This window comes from Cronobacter dublinensis subsp. dublinensis LMG 23823, assembly GCF_001277235.1.
GTDB lineage: Bacteria > Pseudomonadota > Gammaproteobacteria > Enterobacterales > Enterobacteriaceae > Cronobacter > Cronobacter dublinensis.
Genome location: NZ_CP012266.1, coordinates 3,700,718 through 3,717,938 on the forward strand (window position 1 = coordinate 3,700,718; position 17,221 = coordinate 3,717,938).

The window sequence follows — 17,221 nt, forward strand, 5'->3', positions numbered from 1 at the left end:
GAATCCGCGACAGATCACAGATCCGTCGCATCGACTTTGCCCGTCACGTTAATCGTTTCTATAAAAGAAACATATACCAGGAGCGTCAGGTCGGTTTTACCAGCCGCACGGCCAGTGCGTTCAGTTGCTCAAGACGCGTGTGGATTTCCGGCATGCTGATATTCCACATCCCGGCCAGCGCCAGCGCGGCGCTGTGAATACCGAGCGGTTTCGCCATTGAGACTTCGCCGTCGTCGTGGCGCCAGATCACCTGACCGCGCTCGCGTTGTTGTGCCACGTGCGGGGCCAGTTGAGCCCACTGCTCGGGCGTGAAGCGCCCTTCCAGCGCCTCGTCGCTCTCCGCCGCCAGCAGCGCCATGCCAATAACCGATTGCCAGGCAGGCAGCATACGAAACCCGGCCAGCGCCTGGCTCATCTGGCTGCCGGGCGTGGAGTGATAGATGTAGATAATTTGATCTTCCCAGAGCACGCCGAGCGCCACGACGACATCTTTCGGCGCGTGTAGCTCAAGCTGCGGCAACGCATGGGAGAAGAGCGCGGAGCCGCGAATAGCCTGTGCCGCCAGGGCGTGAATGCCGGGGCCGGGCAGATAACGGCGCTGCTCATCCTGCATGGTGAGGCCGATGGAGGCCATCGTCATCAGCAGGCGGTTAACGCGCGTGGTGTTGATGCCCATCAGGCGGGCCAGCTCGCGACAACCGATGGCTCGATCGCTCGAGACCAGATACTGCAGGCAGCGGATCCCATCGATCAGACTCTGGTTGGGTTGTGAGGACATAGCGAAGTTCCGTTGCATGACAATGTGATGAGTGTAATGCCAGTTAAGAAGGATACAAGTTTATGAACATCTTTCCCCGCAGCGCCGACCGGACGTTTCCGCAGGAACATCTCCATGCCGATCTGCTGGTGGCAGGCGGCGGGCTCGCCGGTTTGTGCGCCGCGCTGGCGGCCGCCCGCGATGGATTGCAGGTGATCCTTGTGCAGGACAGACCGGTGCTCGGCGGCAATGCTTCCAGCGAAGTGCGGCTGTGGGCCAACGGCGCGACCTCGCACATGGGCAATAACAACCGCTGGGCGCGCGAAGGCGGCATTATGGGCGAGATCCTGGAAGAAAACCTCTGGCGCAACAAAGAGGGCAATCCGGTGATGTTTGATCTGGTGCTGCTGGATCTGGCCCGTTCCCAGCCCGGCCTGACACTGCTGCTCAATACGGCGATTTTTGAAGTCGAAAGCAGCGACCAGCGCATCCAGCGCGTGCGCGGCTTTAACGCCATCAACGAGACATTTTATACCCTCAGCGCCAGCCAGTTTTGCGACGCCACCGGCGACGGCGTGCTCGGCTACCTCGCCGGCGCCGAGTTTCGCGTCGGCGCGGAAGAACCCGAAGAGCTTGGCGAAAAAATGGCACCGGGCGACAGTTTCGGGCATAAGCTCGGCCACTCGATTTATTTCTACACCAAACAGACCCGCGGCCCGGTGCGCTTCGTACCGCCGTCGTTTGCGCTGAAAGAGATAACCGATATCCCGCGCTACCAGCGCCTCACCTCCACGCTCAATGGCTGCGATCTCTGGTGGCTCGAATGGGGGGGCCGCCTCGACACCGTGCATCAAAGCGAGGAGATCAAATGGGAGCTGTGGAAAATCGTCTGGGGCGTCTGGGATCATATTAAAAACTCCGGCCTGTTCCCGGATGCCGATAACCTGACTATCGAGTGGGTTGGCACCATCCCCGGCAAGCGCGAAAGCCGCCGGTTTATGGGTGATTATCTGCTCTGCCAGCAGGATATTATCGAACAGCGCGACCACTACGACGCCGTGGCCTATGGCGGCTGGTCTATTGATTTGCACCCGGCGGACGGCGTTTACAGTACCCACGACGGCTGCCGCCAGTTTCACAGCAAAGGCACCTACACCATTCCCTGGCGCAGCCTCTACAGCCGCTCGCTCGATAATCTCTTCCTGACCGGGCGGCTTATCTCCGCCTCGCATGTCGCGTTCGGCAGCGCCCGCGTGATGTGTACCTGCGGGCTGCTCGGCGAAGTGGTGGGCCGCGCGGCGGCGATTTGCCATCGTCAGGCGCTCACGCCGCGTCAGCTGGCCGCGCGCGAGCGCATCGGCGAGCTGCAACAGCATTTGCAGGCGACAGGCTGTTATATTCCGCGCCAGCGGCTGCATGACCCGGCACGCGGCGCAACGCTTCGCGTCAGCAGCGAATATCACCTTACCGAACTGGCGGCGAACGGCGAATGGGCGTCGCTTTCGGCCCGTACCGCGCTGCTGCTGCCGCTGCGGGCCGGGCAGTCGCTGCCTGTGATGCATTTTACGTTCCGCGCTGAAACGCCGCAGCGTCTGCGCGTTCAGCTGCTCACCAGCCACAAAACCGGCAACTATACGCCGGAGCGCGTACTGGATAGCTGCGAGCTGGAGGTGCGCGGCGAAGCGCCCTACCCCATTACTCTGCGCCATACCGCCGAAGCGGACAGCTACGTGTTTGTCGTTTTCGAGCGTAACGACGCCATCGACATGGCGCTCAGCGCGCAGCAGCTGCCGGGCGTCATGATGGTGTTCAACAGCGTTAACGCCCGCGTCGCCAAACGTTCGCGTCAGGTCGCCGATGGCGACTACGGCGTGGACGAGTTCGATTTCTGGCTGCCGCGTCGCCGTCCGCACCAGATCATGCCCGCGCTGCGCCTCGATGCCCCGCTGCGCTGCTACCCGCCGGAAAACCTGCTCAATGGCCGCCTGCGACCGGAACAGCAGACCAACGCCTGGGTGCCCGCGGTGAGCGATCCGCGCCCGACGGTGGAGTGGCAGTGGCCGCAGCCGCAGACGTTCCAGGCGCTGACGCTGATATTCGATAACGACTTCGACAACGCGATGGAGACGGTGCAGATGGGCCATGACTGCGCGGTGACGCCCCACTGCATCACGCATTACCGGCTGTGGGCTGACGACGCGCTGCTGGCGGAGGTCACCGATAACCGCCACTCGGTGTGCGAGCACCGCCTCGACACGCCCGGCGCGGCACGCGTTATCCGGCTTGAGATCCTCAGCACCGCAGGCGCCCTGCCCGCGCTCTACGCGCTTCACGTGCGTTAGCACCAGTGTGCGGCGCTGGCCTCTTTCTGCAGCGCCAGCCTGCCTTCGTTAAGGCGCATCGCGACACTTTGTGCGAACGTCTGCATGCCATGCTGCTGGCCGGTTTCCATCAGGCCTGGCAGCTGGTGCGTTTTCGCCTCGCGGATAAGGTTAGCTACCGCAGGCGTGTTGATAAGCAGTTCATGAAGCGCCGTTCTCCCGCCCTGCGCGTCCGCCACCAGCTTTTGCGCCAGCACGGCTTTCAGGCTGCCCGCGAGTTGGCTGCGCACTTTGTTCTGTTCATCCGCCGCAAAGACATCCACCAGCCGCTCAACGGCCTGTGCCGCGCCGCGCGTATGCAGCGTCGCCAGTACCAGATGGCCGGTCTCCGCCGCCGTCAGCGCCAGCCGGATAGTGTCGCTGTCGCGCAGTTCGCCCAGCAGGATGACATCCGGATCTTCACGTAGCGCGCCGCGCAGCCCGTCGCTGAAGCTCTGGCAGTGGGTGCCGATTTCACGCTGCTGAATGAGACAGCGCGCGGGTTGATGGCAAAACTCGACCGGATCTTCGAGCGTCAGGATATGCCCGTCGAGCGTGTTGTTCAGATAGCCGACCATCGCCGCAAGCGTGGTGGATTTACCGCTACCGGTCGCGCCGGTAACGAGCAGCAGCCCGTCCGGCATCGAAAGCAGCCCTGGCACCACCGCCGGTACGCCGAGCGCCTCAAGCCGCGGACAGCCGCGTGGCAGCAGGCGCAGGACCAGCGACACGCCCTGCATCTGGCGAAACGCGTTACCGCGAAGGCGCACGCCGCCTGCAAGACTGACGGCGAAATCCGTCTGCCCGCGCTCGGAAAGCTCGCGCTGATGGGCGTCGTCGAGCCAGCGCGCCAGCAGATTTTCCGGCTTCGGCACCGGGTGGTTGAGCAGCTCCAGCCGCCCCTGCCTGCGCCAGCGGGCGGGCAGCTCGCTACACAGGTGTAGATCCGAAACGTTATGCTTTACACTAAGCGCCACTAATTCATCCATTTCCATATAGCTTCCCTAACCATGAGTGAGACAGAACGCAACTTAACGCAGGTTCGGCAAAAGATCTCAGCGGCGGCACAACGCTGCGGCCGGGCTCCAGAAGAAGTTACGCTGCTTGCAGTGAGTAAAACAAAACCTGCGAGCGCGATAGCAGAAGCTATCGACGCCGGGCAGCGCGCATTCGGCGAAAACTATGTGCAGGAGGGAGTGGACAAGATCCAGCATTTCCGCGAGGCGGGCGTGGAGGGACTGACGTGGCACTTTATCGGTCCGTTGCAGTCCAACAAAAGCCGTCTGGTGGCGGAGCATTTCGACTGGTGCCATACGGTCGACCGGCTGCGTATCGCCACCCGGCTGAACGAGCAGCGCCCGGATGCGATGGCGCCGCTTAATGTGCTGATTCAGGTTAATATCAGCGATGAACAGAGCAAATCCGGCATCGCGTTAAGCGAGCTGGACGCGCTGGCGGCGGCAGTGGCCGCTCTGCCGCGTCTGCGTCTGCGCGGGCTGATGGCCATTCCGGCGCCGGAAAAAGAGTATGCGCGCCAGTTTGCCGTCGCAAGCGAGATGGCGGCAGCCTTCGCGACGCTGAAGGCCCGCTACCCGACGGTAGACACGCTGTCGCTCGGCATGAGCGATGATATGGAAGCCGCCATCGCCGCAGGCAGCACGATGGTGCGTATTGGTACCGCGATTTTCGGCGCGCGCGATTATGCCCGCGCCGCTCAACAATAACTTCTGAGGAACGCCATGCTGACGTTGACTTTCCTGGTCAAAACCCTGATCGAACTGTATGTAATGGTGCTGCTGCTGCGCATCTGGATGCAGTGGTCGCGCTGCGATTTTTACAACCCGCTCGCCCAGACGGTGGTGAAATTTACCCAGCCGATTATCGGCCCGCTGCGCCGCATAATTCCGTCGATGGGGCCGATCGATACCTCCTCGCTGCTGGTGGCGTTTATTCTCTCGACACTGAAATTCCCGCTGCTGCTGTTAATTCAGTCGGGCGGGTTGTCGCTCGATCCGTTTAACCTGGTGGTGGGCCTATTGTCGCTGCTGAAATCCGCCGGGCTGCTGGTTTTCTGGGTGATTATCATCCGCTCGCTGATGAGCTGGGTAAGTCAGGGCCGCAGTCCGATTGAATTCGTGCTGATCCAGCTTACCGAGCCGCTGATGGCGCCGATCCGCCGCATTCTTCCGGCCATGGGCGGCATCGACTTTTCCGCGATGGGCGTGATCCTTGCGCTTTATTTGCTGAACTATGTCGGCATGGATCTCTTCCCGGGGCTCTGGAATCTGCTGTGAGCGCTGTCAGCAAAACCGTCGACGGGCTGGTGTTGCGGCTGTATATCCAGCCCAAAGCCAGCCGCGACAGCATTATCGGGTTACATGGCGACGAACTGAAAGTCGCCATTACCGCCCCGCCGGTTGACGGCCAGGCGAATGCCCATCTGGTGAAATATCTCGCGAAACAGTTCCGTGTGGCTAAAAGCCAGGTGGTGATTGAAAAAGGCGAACTGGGCCGTCACAAGCAAGTCAAAATCATCGAACCTCAACAGATCCCAACGGAAGTTGCGGCTGTCACCGATTAAACAGGATTGAGCTATGCAGAAAGTTGTCCTCGCGACCGGCAATGCCGGTAAAGTGCGTGAACTCGCCTCATTGCTGCGGGAATTTGGGCTGGATATCGTCGCACAGACCGAGCTTGGCGTCGACTCCGCCGACGAAACCGGCCTGACGTTTATCGAAAACGCGATCCTGAAAGCGCGCCATGCCGCTCAGGTCACCGGACTTGCGGCGATCGCCGATGATTCCGGCCTCGCGGTGGACGCGCTCGGCGGCGCGCCGGGTATCTATTCCGCGCGCTACGCGGGCGCAGACGCGAGCGATCAGGAGAACCTGGAAAAGCTGCTGGAGGCGTTAAAAGAGGTGCCGGACGATAAGCGTCAGGCGCAGTTCCACTGTGTGCTGGTCTATTTACGTCACGCTGAAGACCCGACGCCGCTGGTGTTTCACGGCGTCTGGCCGGGCGTTATCGCACGCGCTCCGGCAGGCCAGGGCGGCTTTGGCTATGACCCGATTTTCTTTGTCCCTTCCGAGGGCAAAACCGCCGCCGAGCTGACGCGCGAAGAGAAAAGCGCGATTTCCCACCGCGGGCAGGCGCTGAAATTATTACTGGAAGCAATGCGTAATGGCTGATTTGCCACCCTTAAGTCTTTATATCCACATTCCCTGGTGCGTGCAGAAGTGCCCTTATTGCGACTTCAACTCCCACGCGCTGAAGGGCGAAGTGCCGCACGACGATTATGTCCAGCATCTGTTAAGCGATCTGGATAACGACGCGGCCTGGGCCCAGGGCCGCGAGGTGAAGACCATTTTCATCGGCGGCGGCACGCCGAGTCTGCTCTCCGGCCCCGCGATGCAAACCTTGCTGGACGGCGTGCGGGCGCGCCTTACGCTCGCGGCGGATGCCGAAATCACCATGGAAGCGAACCCAGGCACCGTAGAAGCCGACCGCTTTGTAGAGTATCAGCGCGCGGGTGTGAACCGAATTTCCATCGGCGTGCAGAGCTTTAGCGAGCCAAAGCTGACGCGACTTGGCCGCATTCACGGGCCGGAAGAAGCAAAGCGCGCGGCGCGGCTCGCAAGCGGCCTTGGGCTTCGCAGCTTTAACCTCGATTTGATGCACGGCCTGCCAGATCAGTCGCTGGAAGAGGCGCTGGATGACCTGCGCCAGGCTATCGCGCTTAATCCGCCGCATCTGTCGTGGTATCAGCTGACCATCGAACCAAATACGCTGTTTGGCTCGCGCCCGCCGGTGCTGCCGGACGACGATGCGCTGTGGGATATTTTCGAGCAGGGCCATCAGTTGCTAAGCGCCGCAGGCTATCAGCAGTATGAGACATCGGCCTATGCCAAACCGGGTTACCAGTGTCAGCACAACCTGAACTACTGGCGCTTCGGGGATTATCTCGGCATCGGCTGCGGCGCGCACGGCAAGGTGACGCTCGCGGACGGGCGTATTCTGCGCACTGCCAAAACCCGCCATCCGCGCGGTTATATGACCGGCAATTATCTCGATAAGCAGCATGACGTGGAGGCGCAGGATAAGCCGTTCGAGTTTTTCATGAACCGTTTCCGCCTGCTCGAACCCGCGCCCCGCGATGAGTTTCGCCGCTACACGGGGCTTGATGAATCCGCCATCCGCCCGCAGATTGACGAGGCGATAGCGCGCAATTATCTGGTAGAGACGCCGGAGAGCTGGCAGATAACCGAGCACGGCAAGCTGTTTCTGAACTCGCTGCTGGAGCTGTTCCTGGTCGAGTAGCGGCTTAGCAAGCAGGGTGCGATGCGCTTACCCGCCCTGGGCGATGTTTGAATGACAATACGCTCGGGCCTGCGGGAGAGGGTTTTGTAGGGTGGATAAGCGCAGCGCATCCACCATGACGTTCAGGCACAAAAAAGCCGCTTCGCAGCGGCTTTTTTTAATGCTAAGCACCTTACGGCGCCGGGTTGACCACCATCTGCCCGACCGAACCGCGATCGGCCATCTCCAGCGTCTGGCTGGAATAAAGGAACGGGAAATGCTCCCAGGACGGCTGGCTGAACCAGACCAGCAATTCCACCTGGCCATCCACCCACACCGTGTCCTTCCAGCCGCGATCTTCCGGGAACGGCGCGGCGCCGTTGACGCTGCGGATAAGAAAACTCACGCCTTCCATATGGAACGACTGCGGCATATCGGAGCGCACCGTCCAGCGCTCCCACGCGCCCTGCTGGGTCTGCACGTCGGTACGCTTCATATCCCACAGCTGCCCATTAATGCCCGGATCGTCGCTGAGCGTAATATCGCGGCTACGCGCCGGCGCGCCGTTGATTATCTCGTCCGGCAGCAGGCGCATCGGCAGGGTATCCGTCACCAGCGGCAGCAGGCCGGTGGGGCGTAGCGTCAGCACCAGCGTCGAGATAAGAATGCTGGAAGGCTCAAAGATGCCGCGAATACGGTCCATTATCGACGCCGCTTCGCCGCAGGTTATGGAAACTTCATCGCCGTTGGTCATGTCGATAAGCACTTCACGGCGCTCGCCCGGCGCCAGCGCCAGCTGTTTTACCGCGACCGGCGCAGGCAGAAAGCCCTGATCGCCTGCGATCACGTGCAGCGGACGCCCGTCGCTCATTTGCAGCTGGTAGCGGCGCGCGTTGGAGGCGTTCAGCAGGCGTAGACGCACCCAGCCGCGTGAGACTTCCACGTAAGGGCTCTGCGCGCCGTTCACCAGCAGCGTATCGCCCACGAAACCGCCGCTGCCCGGCTCGCTGTATTCCGGCGTACCGAAGTTGTCGAGGCGCTTGTCCTGAATAATGATCGGGAAATCGTCCACGCCGTAGTGATTCGGCACCGGCAGCGCTTTGCTGATGGCATCTTCCACCAGCCACATGCCCGCCAGGCCGTTATAGACCTGCTGGCCGGTACGGTTAGGGGTGTTGGCGTGATACCAGAGCGTGGCGGCAGCCTGACGTACCGGCAGCACCGGCGCCCAGTCGGCCCCAGCCGACATCATGCGCGGGGCGCCGCCCATCAGCGGTCCTGGCACCTGGAGTCCGCTCACCGTCATGGCGACGCTTTCCTGAAGACGGTTGCTGTAAATCAGCTTCACGTCATCGCCGCTCCAGACGCGGATCGTCGGCCCCATATAGCGACCGTTGAACCCCCAGACCTGCGCACGCGTGCCCGGCGCGAAAGACCAGTGGGCGCGGGAGAGCGTCAGAAACAGCGGTTGGCCGCGGCGCGACTCCAGAAGCGGCGGCACCGGCAGCGCTGGCTGCTGGCCCGCGGCATGTGCCCTCAGCGGCACCGCACCCGCGCAGAGCGCGACGCCCGATGCCTGAATAAACTGACGCCGACTGAGTGACATAATGGCTCCATGAAAACGGGTAATGAATGACGGCGCAAGGCCGTCAGTCTCAGACCTTGCCGGCGGCTTCGCGCTCGGCCACTTCTTTATCCAGCTCGGCGATTTTCGCCTCCATCAGCTGGCGGCAGTGGGCGGCAAGTTCCCGCACCTGTTCTTTTCCCCAACCCTGGGTGTCGACAGGCGGTAACATTTCGACGATGACCAGACCGTTGTTCCAACGATTGAGCTTGATTTTACCATGCGTATTGGAGACGCAGACCGGAATAATCGGCACGCCGGCCGCGATAGCGGCATGGAACGCGCCGGTTTTAAACGGCATCAGACCGCGGCCACGGCTGCGGGTGCCTTCCGGGAACATCCAGATGGAAATCTTGCGCTTGCGAAAGTGCTCGACGACTTCTGCGATAGTGCCGTGCGCTTTGCTGCGGTTGTTGCGGTCGATAAGCAGGTTGCCGGTCAGCCAGTAGAGCTGGCCGAAGAACGGGATCCACGCCAGACTTTTTTTGCCGACGGTCACGGTCGGCGGCTGCACGATTTTCGACGCCGTCACCATGTCGTAGTTGTTCTGGTGGTTGGCGATGTAAATCGCATTGCCATAATTTTCCGCGTCCTGCGGTTTACGTAACTCAACCTTCAGACCGAACACGGTGGAAAGACGCCCGAACATATGGCCGAACGTTGCCACATGGCGCGGGTTACGCGGACTGAACAGACACCATATCGAACCCAGAACAGAAACCAGAAGACTATAGATAACTACAATAATCATTCGAACGATCGATAACATAACTACCTCTGAAGCCGCAGCCGCGGACCAGTATAACGGCTTTAACGGAAAACACACCGCTCACGGTCAGGTATCCCTGGCGGCTCATCATGTTGAGCAGACTCAAACACTTATTTTTATGCGTCACGCGCAAACAAACAATGGCGCGGGCGGGAAAATTCCGCAAGCGAGGCCGCCGCGCTTCCTGTTAAGGTTCACAGAAAGCGCGGCGGCGGTTGAGCATTGCGGTGATGCGTTAGTCGGGAGAATTACGCCTCGCCGTCGTCGGCTTTCGGGCGCGACGGCGCGTCCACTTCGACCCTGTCGATGCGTTGCAGGCCGCGCATCAGCGTTCCGCGACGACCGCGTTCGCCATGCACTTTTTGCAGCTCTTCCGGGCGCAGCTTGATTTTACGTTTGCCAACGTGCAGCGTCACGGTGCTCTGCGGCGGCAGGATGGTGAGATAAGCGAGCTTATCGTCGCCTTTCGCCGCGTCAGCGGAAGGAATGGAGATGATTTTGTTGCCCTTGCCTTTAGAGAGCTGCGGCAAGTCCGCCACCGGGAACATCAGCATACGCCCTGCCGCCGTAATGGCGAGCAGCATGTCATCGTCATGCTCAATTTCGAGCGGCGGCAGCACGTTCGCGTTTTCCGGCAGCGTAATCAGCGCCTTACCGGCACGGTTGCGCGCCACCAGATCGTTGAAGGTGCAAACGAATCCGTAGCCCGCGTCAGACGCCATCAGCAGCTTTTGCTCCTCGCCGGTCATCAGCATATGTTCCACCACCGCGCCTGGCGGCAGCGTCAGCTTACCGGTGAGCGGTTCGCCCTGGCCGCGGGCCGACGGCAGCGAGACCGGGTCGAGCGCGTAACTGCGCCCCGTGGAGTCGATAAACACCACCGGCTGGTTGCTCTTGCCCTTCGCGGACGAAAGCCAGCTGTCGCCCGCTTTATAGCTCAGCGCTTTGGCGTCGATGTCATGGCCTTTGGCGCTGCGTACCCAGCCCATCTGGGAGAGCACGATAGTGACCGGCTCGGACGGCAGCATGTCATGCTCGTTCATCGCCTTCGCTTCTTCGCGCTCATGCAGCGGTGAACGGCGATCGTCGCCATAGGCGTCGGCGTCCGCCTGGATCTCTTTTTTCAACAGGGTATTCATTTTGCGCTCGGAGGCGAGAATGCCCTGGATCTGATCGCGCTCTTTTTCCAGATCGCTCTGTTCGCCGCGGATCTTCATCTCTTCAAGCTTCGCGAGATGGCGCAGTTTGAGTTCGAGGATCGCTTCGGCCTGGGTTTCGCTGATGCCGAAACGGCTCATCAGCACCGGCTTCGGCTCATCTTCGCTGCGGATAATCTCGATAACTTCGTCGATATTGAGAAACGCGACCAGCAAACCTTCCAGAATATGCAGCCGCTTGAGCACTTTCTCCAGACGATAATTAAGGCGACGGCGCACCGTATCGCGGCGGAACGCAAGCCATTCGGTGAGGATCTCCAGCAGATTTTTCACCGCCGGACGGCCATCCAGCCCAATCATGTTGAGGTTGATACGGTAGCTTTTTTCCAGATCGGTCGTGGCGAACAGGTGGTTCATCACCTGATCCATATCCACGCGACTGGAGCGCGGCACGATAACGAGACGCGTCGGGTTTTCGTGATCTGATTCATCGCGCAGGTCATCGACCATCGGCAGTTTTTTGGCGCGCATCTGGTTTGCTATCTGCTCCAGCACGCGGGCGCCAGAAACCTGATGCGGCAGCGCGGAGATGACCACCGCGCCATCTTCTTTTTTCCAGACGGCGCGCATACGCACCGAGCCGCGGCCGCTCTGGTAGATTTTGCGAATCTCAGCGCGCGAGGTGATGATTTCGGCTTCGGTCGGGTAGTCCGGGCCCTGCACGATATCCAGCAGCTCGTCGAGGCTGGTTTTCGGGCTGTCGATCAGGCTCACGGCGGCTTTAGCGACTTCGCGCAGGTTGTGCGGCGGAATGTCGGTCGCCATGCCCACCGCGATGCCGGTGGTGCCGTTTAACAGAATGTTCGGCAGACGCGCCGGCAGCATTTTCGGCTCGTTCAGCGTGCCGTCGAAGTTAGGAACATAATCGACGGTGCCCTGCCCGAGTTCGCCCAGCAGCACTTCGGCATATTTCGACAGGCGCGATTCGGTATAACGCATCGCCGCGAAGGATTTCGGATCGTCCGGCGCGCCCCAGTTCCCCTGCCCGTCCACCAGCGGATAACGGTAAGAGAACGGCTGCGCCATCAGCACCATCGCTTCATAGCAGGCACTGTCGCCGTGCGGGTGATATTTACCCAGCACGTCGCCCACGGTACGGGCGGATTTTTTGAATTTGGCGCTGGCGTTCAGTCCCAGTTCCGACATGGCATAGACGATGCGGCGCTGAACAGGCTTAAGCCCGTCGCCGATAAACGGCAGCGCGCGGTCCATGATGACGTACATGGAATAGTTCAGATAGGCGTTTTCAGTGAATTCATGCAGCGCAAGACGCTCTGCCATATCGCTCATTACTCGTGATTCCTCAACGTGTGCGCCTGCCTGTGCGGCGGCAAAATTACCCTGAATTCTATCCTATAACACACCCTGAGTCACTGAAGAGCCGCGGCAGGCGGCGCGTTATGCTGCGTAAATCGTGCTTAGGTTATCTACCAATTCCAACAGCTATTAAAAACAGCGCCATACCCGATAATAGCCGCCAGCCAACTGAAAAATTAAGGGACCTTCGCCGTGAAAAAATCCGTAAAAACGCCTGCTAAAACTAACGACGATGATGGCTCACAGCTGCCCACGGTTCATGAAAACCATATAACGGGCGAAAGCGGCGCGCTCTTTGTGAGTCAGCAGATTAACGCCATGAATTATATCTGCCGACGCATGGACAACAGAGATTACGGCATTGACGCAGAAATCGAGATAACGCTTGAGAAAGACGATAAAAAATACGCGACCGGGAAAAAGATCCATGCTCAGATCAAATGCGGCCCTAGTTTTTTTGATAACCCGGTGAATGACAGTGGTTGGACCAACTACTTTTCGAGCAGCACTGTTAATTACTGGCTAAACCATACGATCCCCGTCATCGTCATTATTTGCGATCTACAAGGCAACTGTTACTGGCAACTCGTCACCAGCTATAACCTGGAAAGGACAGAGAAAAACTATAAGCTCTTTTTCCCTGCTGCGAATAAGCTGTCGGCAGCTAAAAATGATTTCGATAAAATTGCCAATAGCCAGTACCACGCCAAAGAAACGGTAATTACCTTTTTGCTGGATAGCGATTTTAACGTCCAAAATGACCAGCAAGAGCTGGAAGTATTATGCGGCGAAGCGATGCTGGCGATTGCCCGCAAGGAGCCTCTGCACATCGACATCGCGTTTGCGGATGAATTTTCTGCCATTGAGACGCTAAGTAATCTCAAGAACACAGAAAATGCGCTGACGATTAAAGAAAGAAGAGCAATTCTGGATGCAGAAAAAATCATTGAACGTTATACCGTTATACGCCACTTTCTAAGCGATGCCATTAACCTGGTTTTCAGAACGCCTTTTTTCCAGGGTATTTACAATTCCTTTGTCACTCACGGTGAAATTCAGGTAGCCCAAATCATTAAGGGCATTTTCGATTTACGGGCCAGACAGCTCGCCAGCCCCGTTGTTAATGCTGATACCACCCTTGAAATCTGGCACACGCAACATGAAGACTTCTCTTTCAGGGTGTATTTAACCGGTGACGATCATAATAAATTGGTAGAGAAACTTGAGCGCCTTGATGGCCTGGATGCCTTAAGAATACCAGGCAGCTATATCGTCAACAATTTAGATAAGGATATGGTATATAGCAAGGTTGTCCCTGCCCTGGTGATATCTCTCCTGAATTATCTGGATCGTACCAATAAAGAGTTCAAAGATCTGAAATTTTCCGTTAACTCCGATGATGATTATTTGTTCTGGTGGAACGTGGGTCTCGCGTAACGGTACACGCACGCCTGATTATTGCTCATAGCGCAAAAGTCTTTGCGCGTTTTGCCAATATTGCCGCACCGCTGGATGCGGTACTATTGATGACAAACGCGATAATTAGAGGACAAATAATGAGTAACATACTTATCATCAACGGCGCGAAACAGTTCGCTCACTCCAAAGGCCAGCTCAACGACACCCTGACTGAGGTCGCGGAGAGCTACCTGCGCGACGTCGGGCATGATGTTCAGGTCACCCGCGCCGACAGCGACTATGACGCCAGCGAAGAAGTGCAGAAATATCTCTGGGCCGACGTCATTATCTATCAGATGCCAGGCTGGTGGATGGGCGCGCCCTGGACCGTGAAAAAGTATATCGATGATGTTTTCACCGAGGGTCACGGTTCGCTGTATGCCAGCGATGGCCGCACCCGCTCCGACGCCTCGAAAAAGTATGGCTCCGGCGGCCTGATTCAGGGCAAAAAATATATGTTGTCGCTCACCTGGAACGCGCCGATGGAAGCGTTCACCGAGAAAGATCAGTTCTTTCACGGCGTCGGCGTGGATGGCGTCTACCTGCCGTTCCACAAGGCGAACGAGTTTCTGGGCCTGACGGCACTGCCGACGTATATCGCCAATGATGTGATTAAAATGCCGGACGTGCCGCGCTACGTTGCAGAATATCGCGAGCATCTGGCGAAAATTTTTGCTTAACTGTCAGGCGGTTTTACAAAAGGAGTTAACCATGCTGACAGTAATAGCAGAAATTCGTACCCGTCCTGGCGCGCACCATCGCCAGGCGGTGCTGGATGAGTTCAAGAAGATCATTCCTGCGGTGCTGGCGGAAGCCGGTTGCCACGGTTACGCCCCGATGGTCGACAGCGCCACGGGCCTCGCTTTTCAGACCAGCGCGCCGGATTCCATCGTGATGGTAGAGCAGTGGGCCAGCGCCGAGCACTTAAAAGCGCACCTGGAAACCCCGCATATGCTCGGTTTTCGTGACGCGGTGAAAGGCGACGTGCTGGATACCACCATCCGCATTCTGGAAAGCGGCGTCTGACGCGCCACCGGAAAGCATAAAAAAGGCGATGAGCATTCATCGCCTTTTTTGTTAGCACGGGGATTAACGACCCGCGCGATAACGCGGGCATTTTGATTAACGCAGATCGAAACGGTCCAGGTTCATCACTTTGGTCCAGGCCGCCACGAAATCCTTCACGAATTTCTCGCGGGCGTCGTGGCTGGCGTAGACTTCCGCCACCGAGCGCAGAATCGCGTTCGAACCGAATACGAGATCCGCGCGGGTCGCCGTGAATTTCACCTCGCCGCTCGCGCGGTCCCGGCCTTCAAACCGTTCAGACGTCGCGTCGCTCGCTTTCCATTCGTAACGCATATCCAGCAGATTCACGAAGAAATCGGTGCTGAGCACGCCCACACGATCGGTGAACATCCCGTGCTGGCTGGCATCAAAGTTGGCGCCGAGAACACGCATCCCGCCCACCAGCACGGTGAGTTCCGGCGCGGAGAGCGTCAGCTGCTGCGCTTTGTCGATAAGCAGCGCTTCCGTGGAGGTGCTGTTGCGCACGCCGCGGTAGTTACGAAAACCATCTGCCGCCGGTTTCAGCAGCTCGAACAGCGCGACATCGGTCTGATCCTGACGCGCATCGACGCGGCCCGGCGCAAACGGCACGGTAATATCCACGCCCGCCGCTTTCGCCGCCTGTTCAATACCCACGACGCCTGCCAGCACGATAAGGTCAGCGAGCGAGGCTTTATGGGTCGCGCGCTGGATCTCCTCAAGCTTCGCCAGCGCGCGGGCCGCTGAGGCGTTCACTTCCCAGTCGCGCTGCGGCGCGAGCGCCAGACGCGCGCCGTTAGCGCCGCCGCGTTTATCGCCGCCGCGGAAAGTAGAGGCCGAGGCCCAGGCAACCGAAACCAGTTCGCTCACCGATAACCCGGCGTTCGCGATCTCCGCTTTCAGCGCGTCGATATCCGCCTGCGTCGGCTGGTAAATCGCCGCCGGTAACGGGTCCTGCCAGATCAGATCTTCTTTCGGCACTTCCGGCCCGATGTAGCGCGCTTTCGGCCCCATATCGCGGTGCGTCAGCTTGTACCAGGCGCGGGCAAACGCTTCATTGAACGCCTGCGGATCGTTGAGGAAACGGCGTGAAATCTTCTCGAATTCCGGGTCGAAACGCAGCGTCAGGTCGGTCACCAGCATGGTCGGCTTGCGCTTTTTCGACGGGTCAAACGGGTCCGGAATGATCTCCGGCGCGTCGACCGCTTCAAACTGGATAGCGCCCGCCGGGCTGCGGGTCTGCACCCACTCATATTTGAACAGGTTCTCAAAGAAGTAGTTGCTCCATTGGGTCGGCGTCTGGGTCCAGGTCACTTCGAGGCCGGACGTGATCGCATCCGCGCCCGCGCCGCTGCCGAAGTTACTGGTCCAGCCGAGGCCCTGCGCTTCAATAGGTGCCGCTTCCGGGTCGACGCCAACATGGCTCGCCGCGCCTGCGCCGTGGGTTTTGCCGAGCGTATGGCCGCCTGCGATCAGCGCCACGGTCTCTTCGTCGTTCATGCCCATGTTGCCGAAGGTGGCGCGAATCGCCGGCGCGGCGGAGGCCGGATCGCCGCTGTGATTCGGCCCTTCCGGGTTGACATAGATAAGACCCATTTCGGTCGCGCCGAGCGGCGCCTGCGCCAGGGATTCCGGGTGGCGATGTTCAAGCCAGGCTTTCTCGTCGCCCCAGTTCACATCCATATCCGGCTCCCAGACGTCTTCACGCCCGGCGCCGAAACCAAAGGTACGGAAACCGGAATTTTCCAGCGCCACGTTGCCCGCAAGAATAAACAGGTCGGCCCAGGAGATTTTCTGGCCATATTTTTGTTTCACCGGCCACAGCAGGCGGCGCGCTTTATCAAGGCTGACGTTATCCGGCCAGGAGTTAAGCGGCGCGAAACGCTGCTGCCCGCGGCCCGCGCCGCCGCGCCCGTCAGCGGAGCGGTAGGTGCCGGCGCTGTGCCACGCCATACGAATGAAAAGCCCGGTGTAGCTGCCCCAGTCGGCAGGCCACCACGGCTGAGAATCGGTTAACAGGGCTTTCAGATCGCCTTTCAGGGCGGCGTAGTCAAGCTCGCTGAAGGCATTGCGGTAGTTGAAATCCTCGCCCAGCGGGCTGGTGCGATTCGAGTGCTGGCTTAGCAGTTCAACGCGCAGCTGATTTGGCCACCAGTCGCGGCTGGCCGTGCCGCCGCCAGCGCTTTGATTGTTGTTGCCCTGATGAAAGGGGCATTTTCCTGCGGATAACGTGTTGTGGGTGTCGTTCGGCGTGCTCATGTTTCGCTCCATGTCCTGTTTTGCCGTTACGATAGCCCCGCAGTTTGATAAGTCATACCTGTATTAACCTACAGATTTGATAGCCTGTACCTTCTTTAACAAACCCGAGAATGTCCCTGC

Annotated in this window: 15 protein-coding genes; 9 read left to right on the plus strand and 6 right to left on the minus strand. The window is 59.3% G+C overall.

From position 1 onward, the window contains the following. Positions 1–85 precede the first annotated feature (85 nt). Positions 86–778, minus strand: a complete 693-nt coding sequence (locus AFK67_RS17090) for an IclR family transcriptional regulator domain-containing protein (protein ID WP_007729647.1) — start codon at positions 776–778, stop codon at positions 86–88. A 62-nt stretch (positions 779–840) separates the two neighbouring features. On the opposite strand from AFK67_RS17090, the gene AFK67_RS17095 reads away from it, so the two are divergent. Next, positions 841–3,099 carry an FAD-dependent oxidoreductase gene (locus AFK67_RS17095; protein WP_007729641.1) on the plus strand — a complete coding sequence of 753 codons (2,259 nt, stop codon included), beginning with the start codon at positions 841–843 and terminating at the stop codon, positions 3,097–3,099. Here AFK67_RS17095 and AFK67_RS17100 read toward each other — a convergent pair. Beyond that, a complete protein-coding gene (locus AFK67_RS17100) occupies positions 3,096–4,112 on the minus strand; it encodes a type IV pilus twitching motility protein PilT (RefSeq protein ID WP_007729638.1) in 1,017 nt (338 codons plus the stop codon). The two genes, AFK67_RS17095 and AFK67_RS17100, sit on opposite strands and share 4 nt — an antisense overlap. 15 nt (positions 4,113–4,127) lie before the next feature. Here AFK67_RS17100 and AFK67_RS17105 point away from each other — a divergent pair, with 15 nt between their 5' ends. Genes AFK67_RS17105 through hemW form a run of 5 tightly spaced genes read left to right on the plus strand, consistent with a single transcriptional unit; the run spans position 4,128 to position 7,434 of the window. Beyond that, complete coding sequence (locus AFK67_RS17105; protein WP_032967561.1) at positions 4,128–4,841, plus strand: YggS family pyridoxal phosphate-dependent enzyme; 714 nt, start codon at positions 4,128–4,130, stop codon at positions 4,839–4,841. Between the two features lie 15 nt (positions 4,842–4,856). Further along, the gene (locus AFK67_RS17110) at positions 4,857–5,411 is read left to right on the plus strand and encodes a YggT family protein (protein WP_007729627.1); all 555 of its coding nucleotides are present in this window, start codon (positions 4,857–4,859) and stop codon (positions 5,409–5,411) included. Then, on the plus strand, positions 5,408–5,698 hold the full coding sequence (gene yggU / locus AFK67_RS17115; RefSeq protein ID WP_004385624.1) for a DUF167 family protein YggU: 291 nt from the start codon (positions 5,408–5,410) through the stop codon (positions 5,696–5,698). The genes AFK67_RS17110 and yggU overlap by 4 nt, the downstream gene beginning before the upstream one ends. Positions 5,699–5,711: 13 nt before the next feature. Continuing rightward, positions 5,712–6,305, plus strand: a complete 594-nt coding sequence (locus tag AFK67_RS17120; RefSeq protein WP_007729623.1) for an XTP/dITP diphosphatase — start codon at positions 5,712–5,714, stop codon at positions 6,303–6,305. Continuing rightward, on the plus strand, positions 6,298–7,434 hold the full coding sequence (gene hemW, locus AFK67_RS17125) for a radical SAM family heme chaperone HemW (RefSeq protein ID WP_007729620.1): 1,137 nt from the start codon (positions 6,298–6,300) through the stop codon (positions 7,432–7,434). The genes AFK67_RS17120 and hemW overlap by 8 nt, the downstream gene beginning before the upstream one ends. 172 nt (positions 7,435–7,606) lie before the next feature. Here the strand turns inward: hemW and ftsP are convergent, their stop codons facing one another. The 3 genes from ftsP to parC all read right to left on the minus strand — a co-directional run bounded on the left by ftsP (position 7,607) and on the right by parC (position 12,313). After that, a complete protein-coding gene (ftsP, locus tag AFK67_RS17130; protein WP_007729613.1) occupies positions 7,607–9,019 on the minus strand; it encodes a cell division protein FtsP in 1,413 nt (470 codons plus the stop codon). A gap of 49 nt (positions 9,020–9,068) precedes the next feature. Then, the gene (plsC, locus tag AFK67_RS17135; RefSeq protein ID WP_038884477.1) at positions 9,069–9,806 is read right to left on the minus strand and encodes a 1-acylglycerol-3-phosphate O-acyltransferase; all 738 of its coding nucleotides are present in this window, start codon (positions 9,804–9,806) and stop codon (positions 9,069–9,071) included. A gap of 248 nt (positions 9,807–10,054) precedes the next feature. Continuing rightward, the gene (parC, locus tag AFK67_RS17140) at positions 10,055–12,313 is read right to left on the minus strand and encodes a DNA topoisomerase IV subunit A (protein WP_038884479.1); all 2,259 of its coding nucleotides are present in this window, start codon (positions 12,311–12,313) and stop codon (positions 10,055–10,057) included. Between the two features lie 219 nt (positions 12,314–12,532). Between parC and AFK67_RS17145 the strand changes: the two genes are divergently transcribed. The 3 genes from AFK67_RS17145 (at position 12,533) to AFK67_RS17155 (ending at position 14,824) form a co-directional block, all read left to right on the plus strand. Next, positions 12,533–13,777: a DUF4365 domain-containing protein gene (locus AFK67_RS17145; protein ID WP_007729603.1), complete on the plus strand. Its 1,245-nt coding sequence runs from the start codon at positions 12,533–12,535 to the stop codon at positions 13,775–13,777. 119 nt (positions 13,778–13,896) lie between these two features. After that, on the plus strand, positions 13,897–14,478 hold the full coding sequence (locus AFK67_RS17150) for an NAD(P)H-dependent oxidoreductase (RefSeq protein WP_038884482.1): 582 nt from the start codon (positions 13,897–13,899) through the stop codon (positions 14,476–14,478). A gap of 31 nt (positions 14,479–14,509) precedes the next feature. Next, positions 14,510–14,824, plus strand: coding sequence for a putative quinol monooxygenase (locus AFK67_RS17155; protein WP_007729600.1), 315 nt, complete (start codon positions 14,510–14,512; stop codon positions 14,822–14,824). 96 nt (positions 14,825–14,920) lie between these two features. On the opposite strand, the gene katG is transcribed toward AFK67_RS17155, so the two are convergent. Further along, positions 14,921–17,101, minus strand: a complete 2,181-nt coding sequence (katG, locus tag AFK67_RS17160) for a catalase/peroxidase HPI (protein ID WP_007729597.1) — start codon at positions 17,099–17,101, stop codon at positions 14,921–14,923. Between the last annotated feature and the right edge of the window lie 120 nt (positions 17,102–17,221).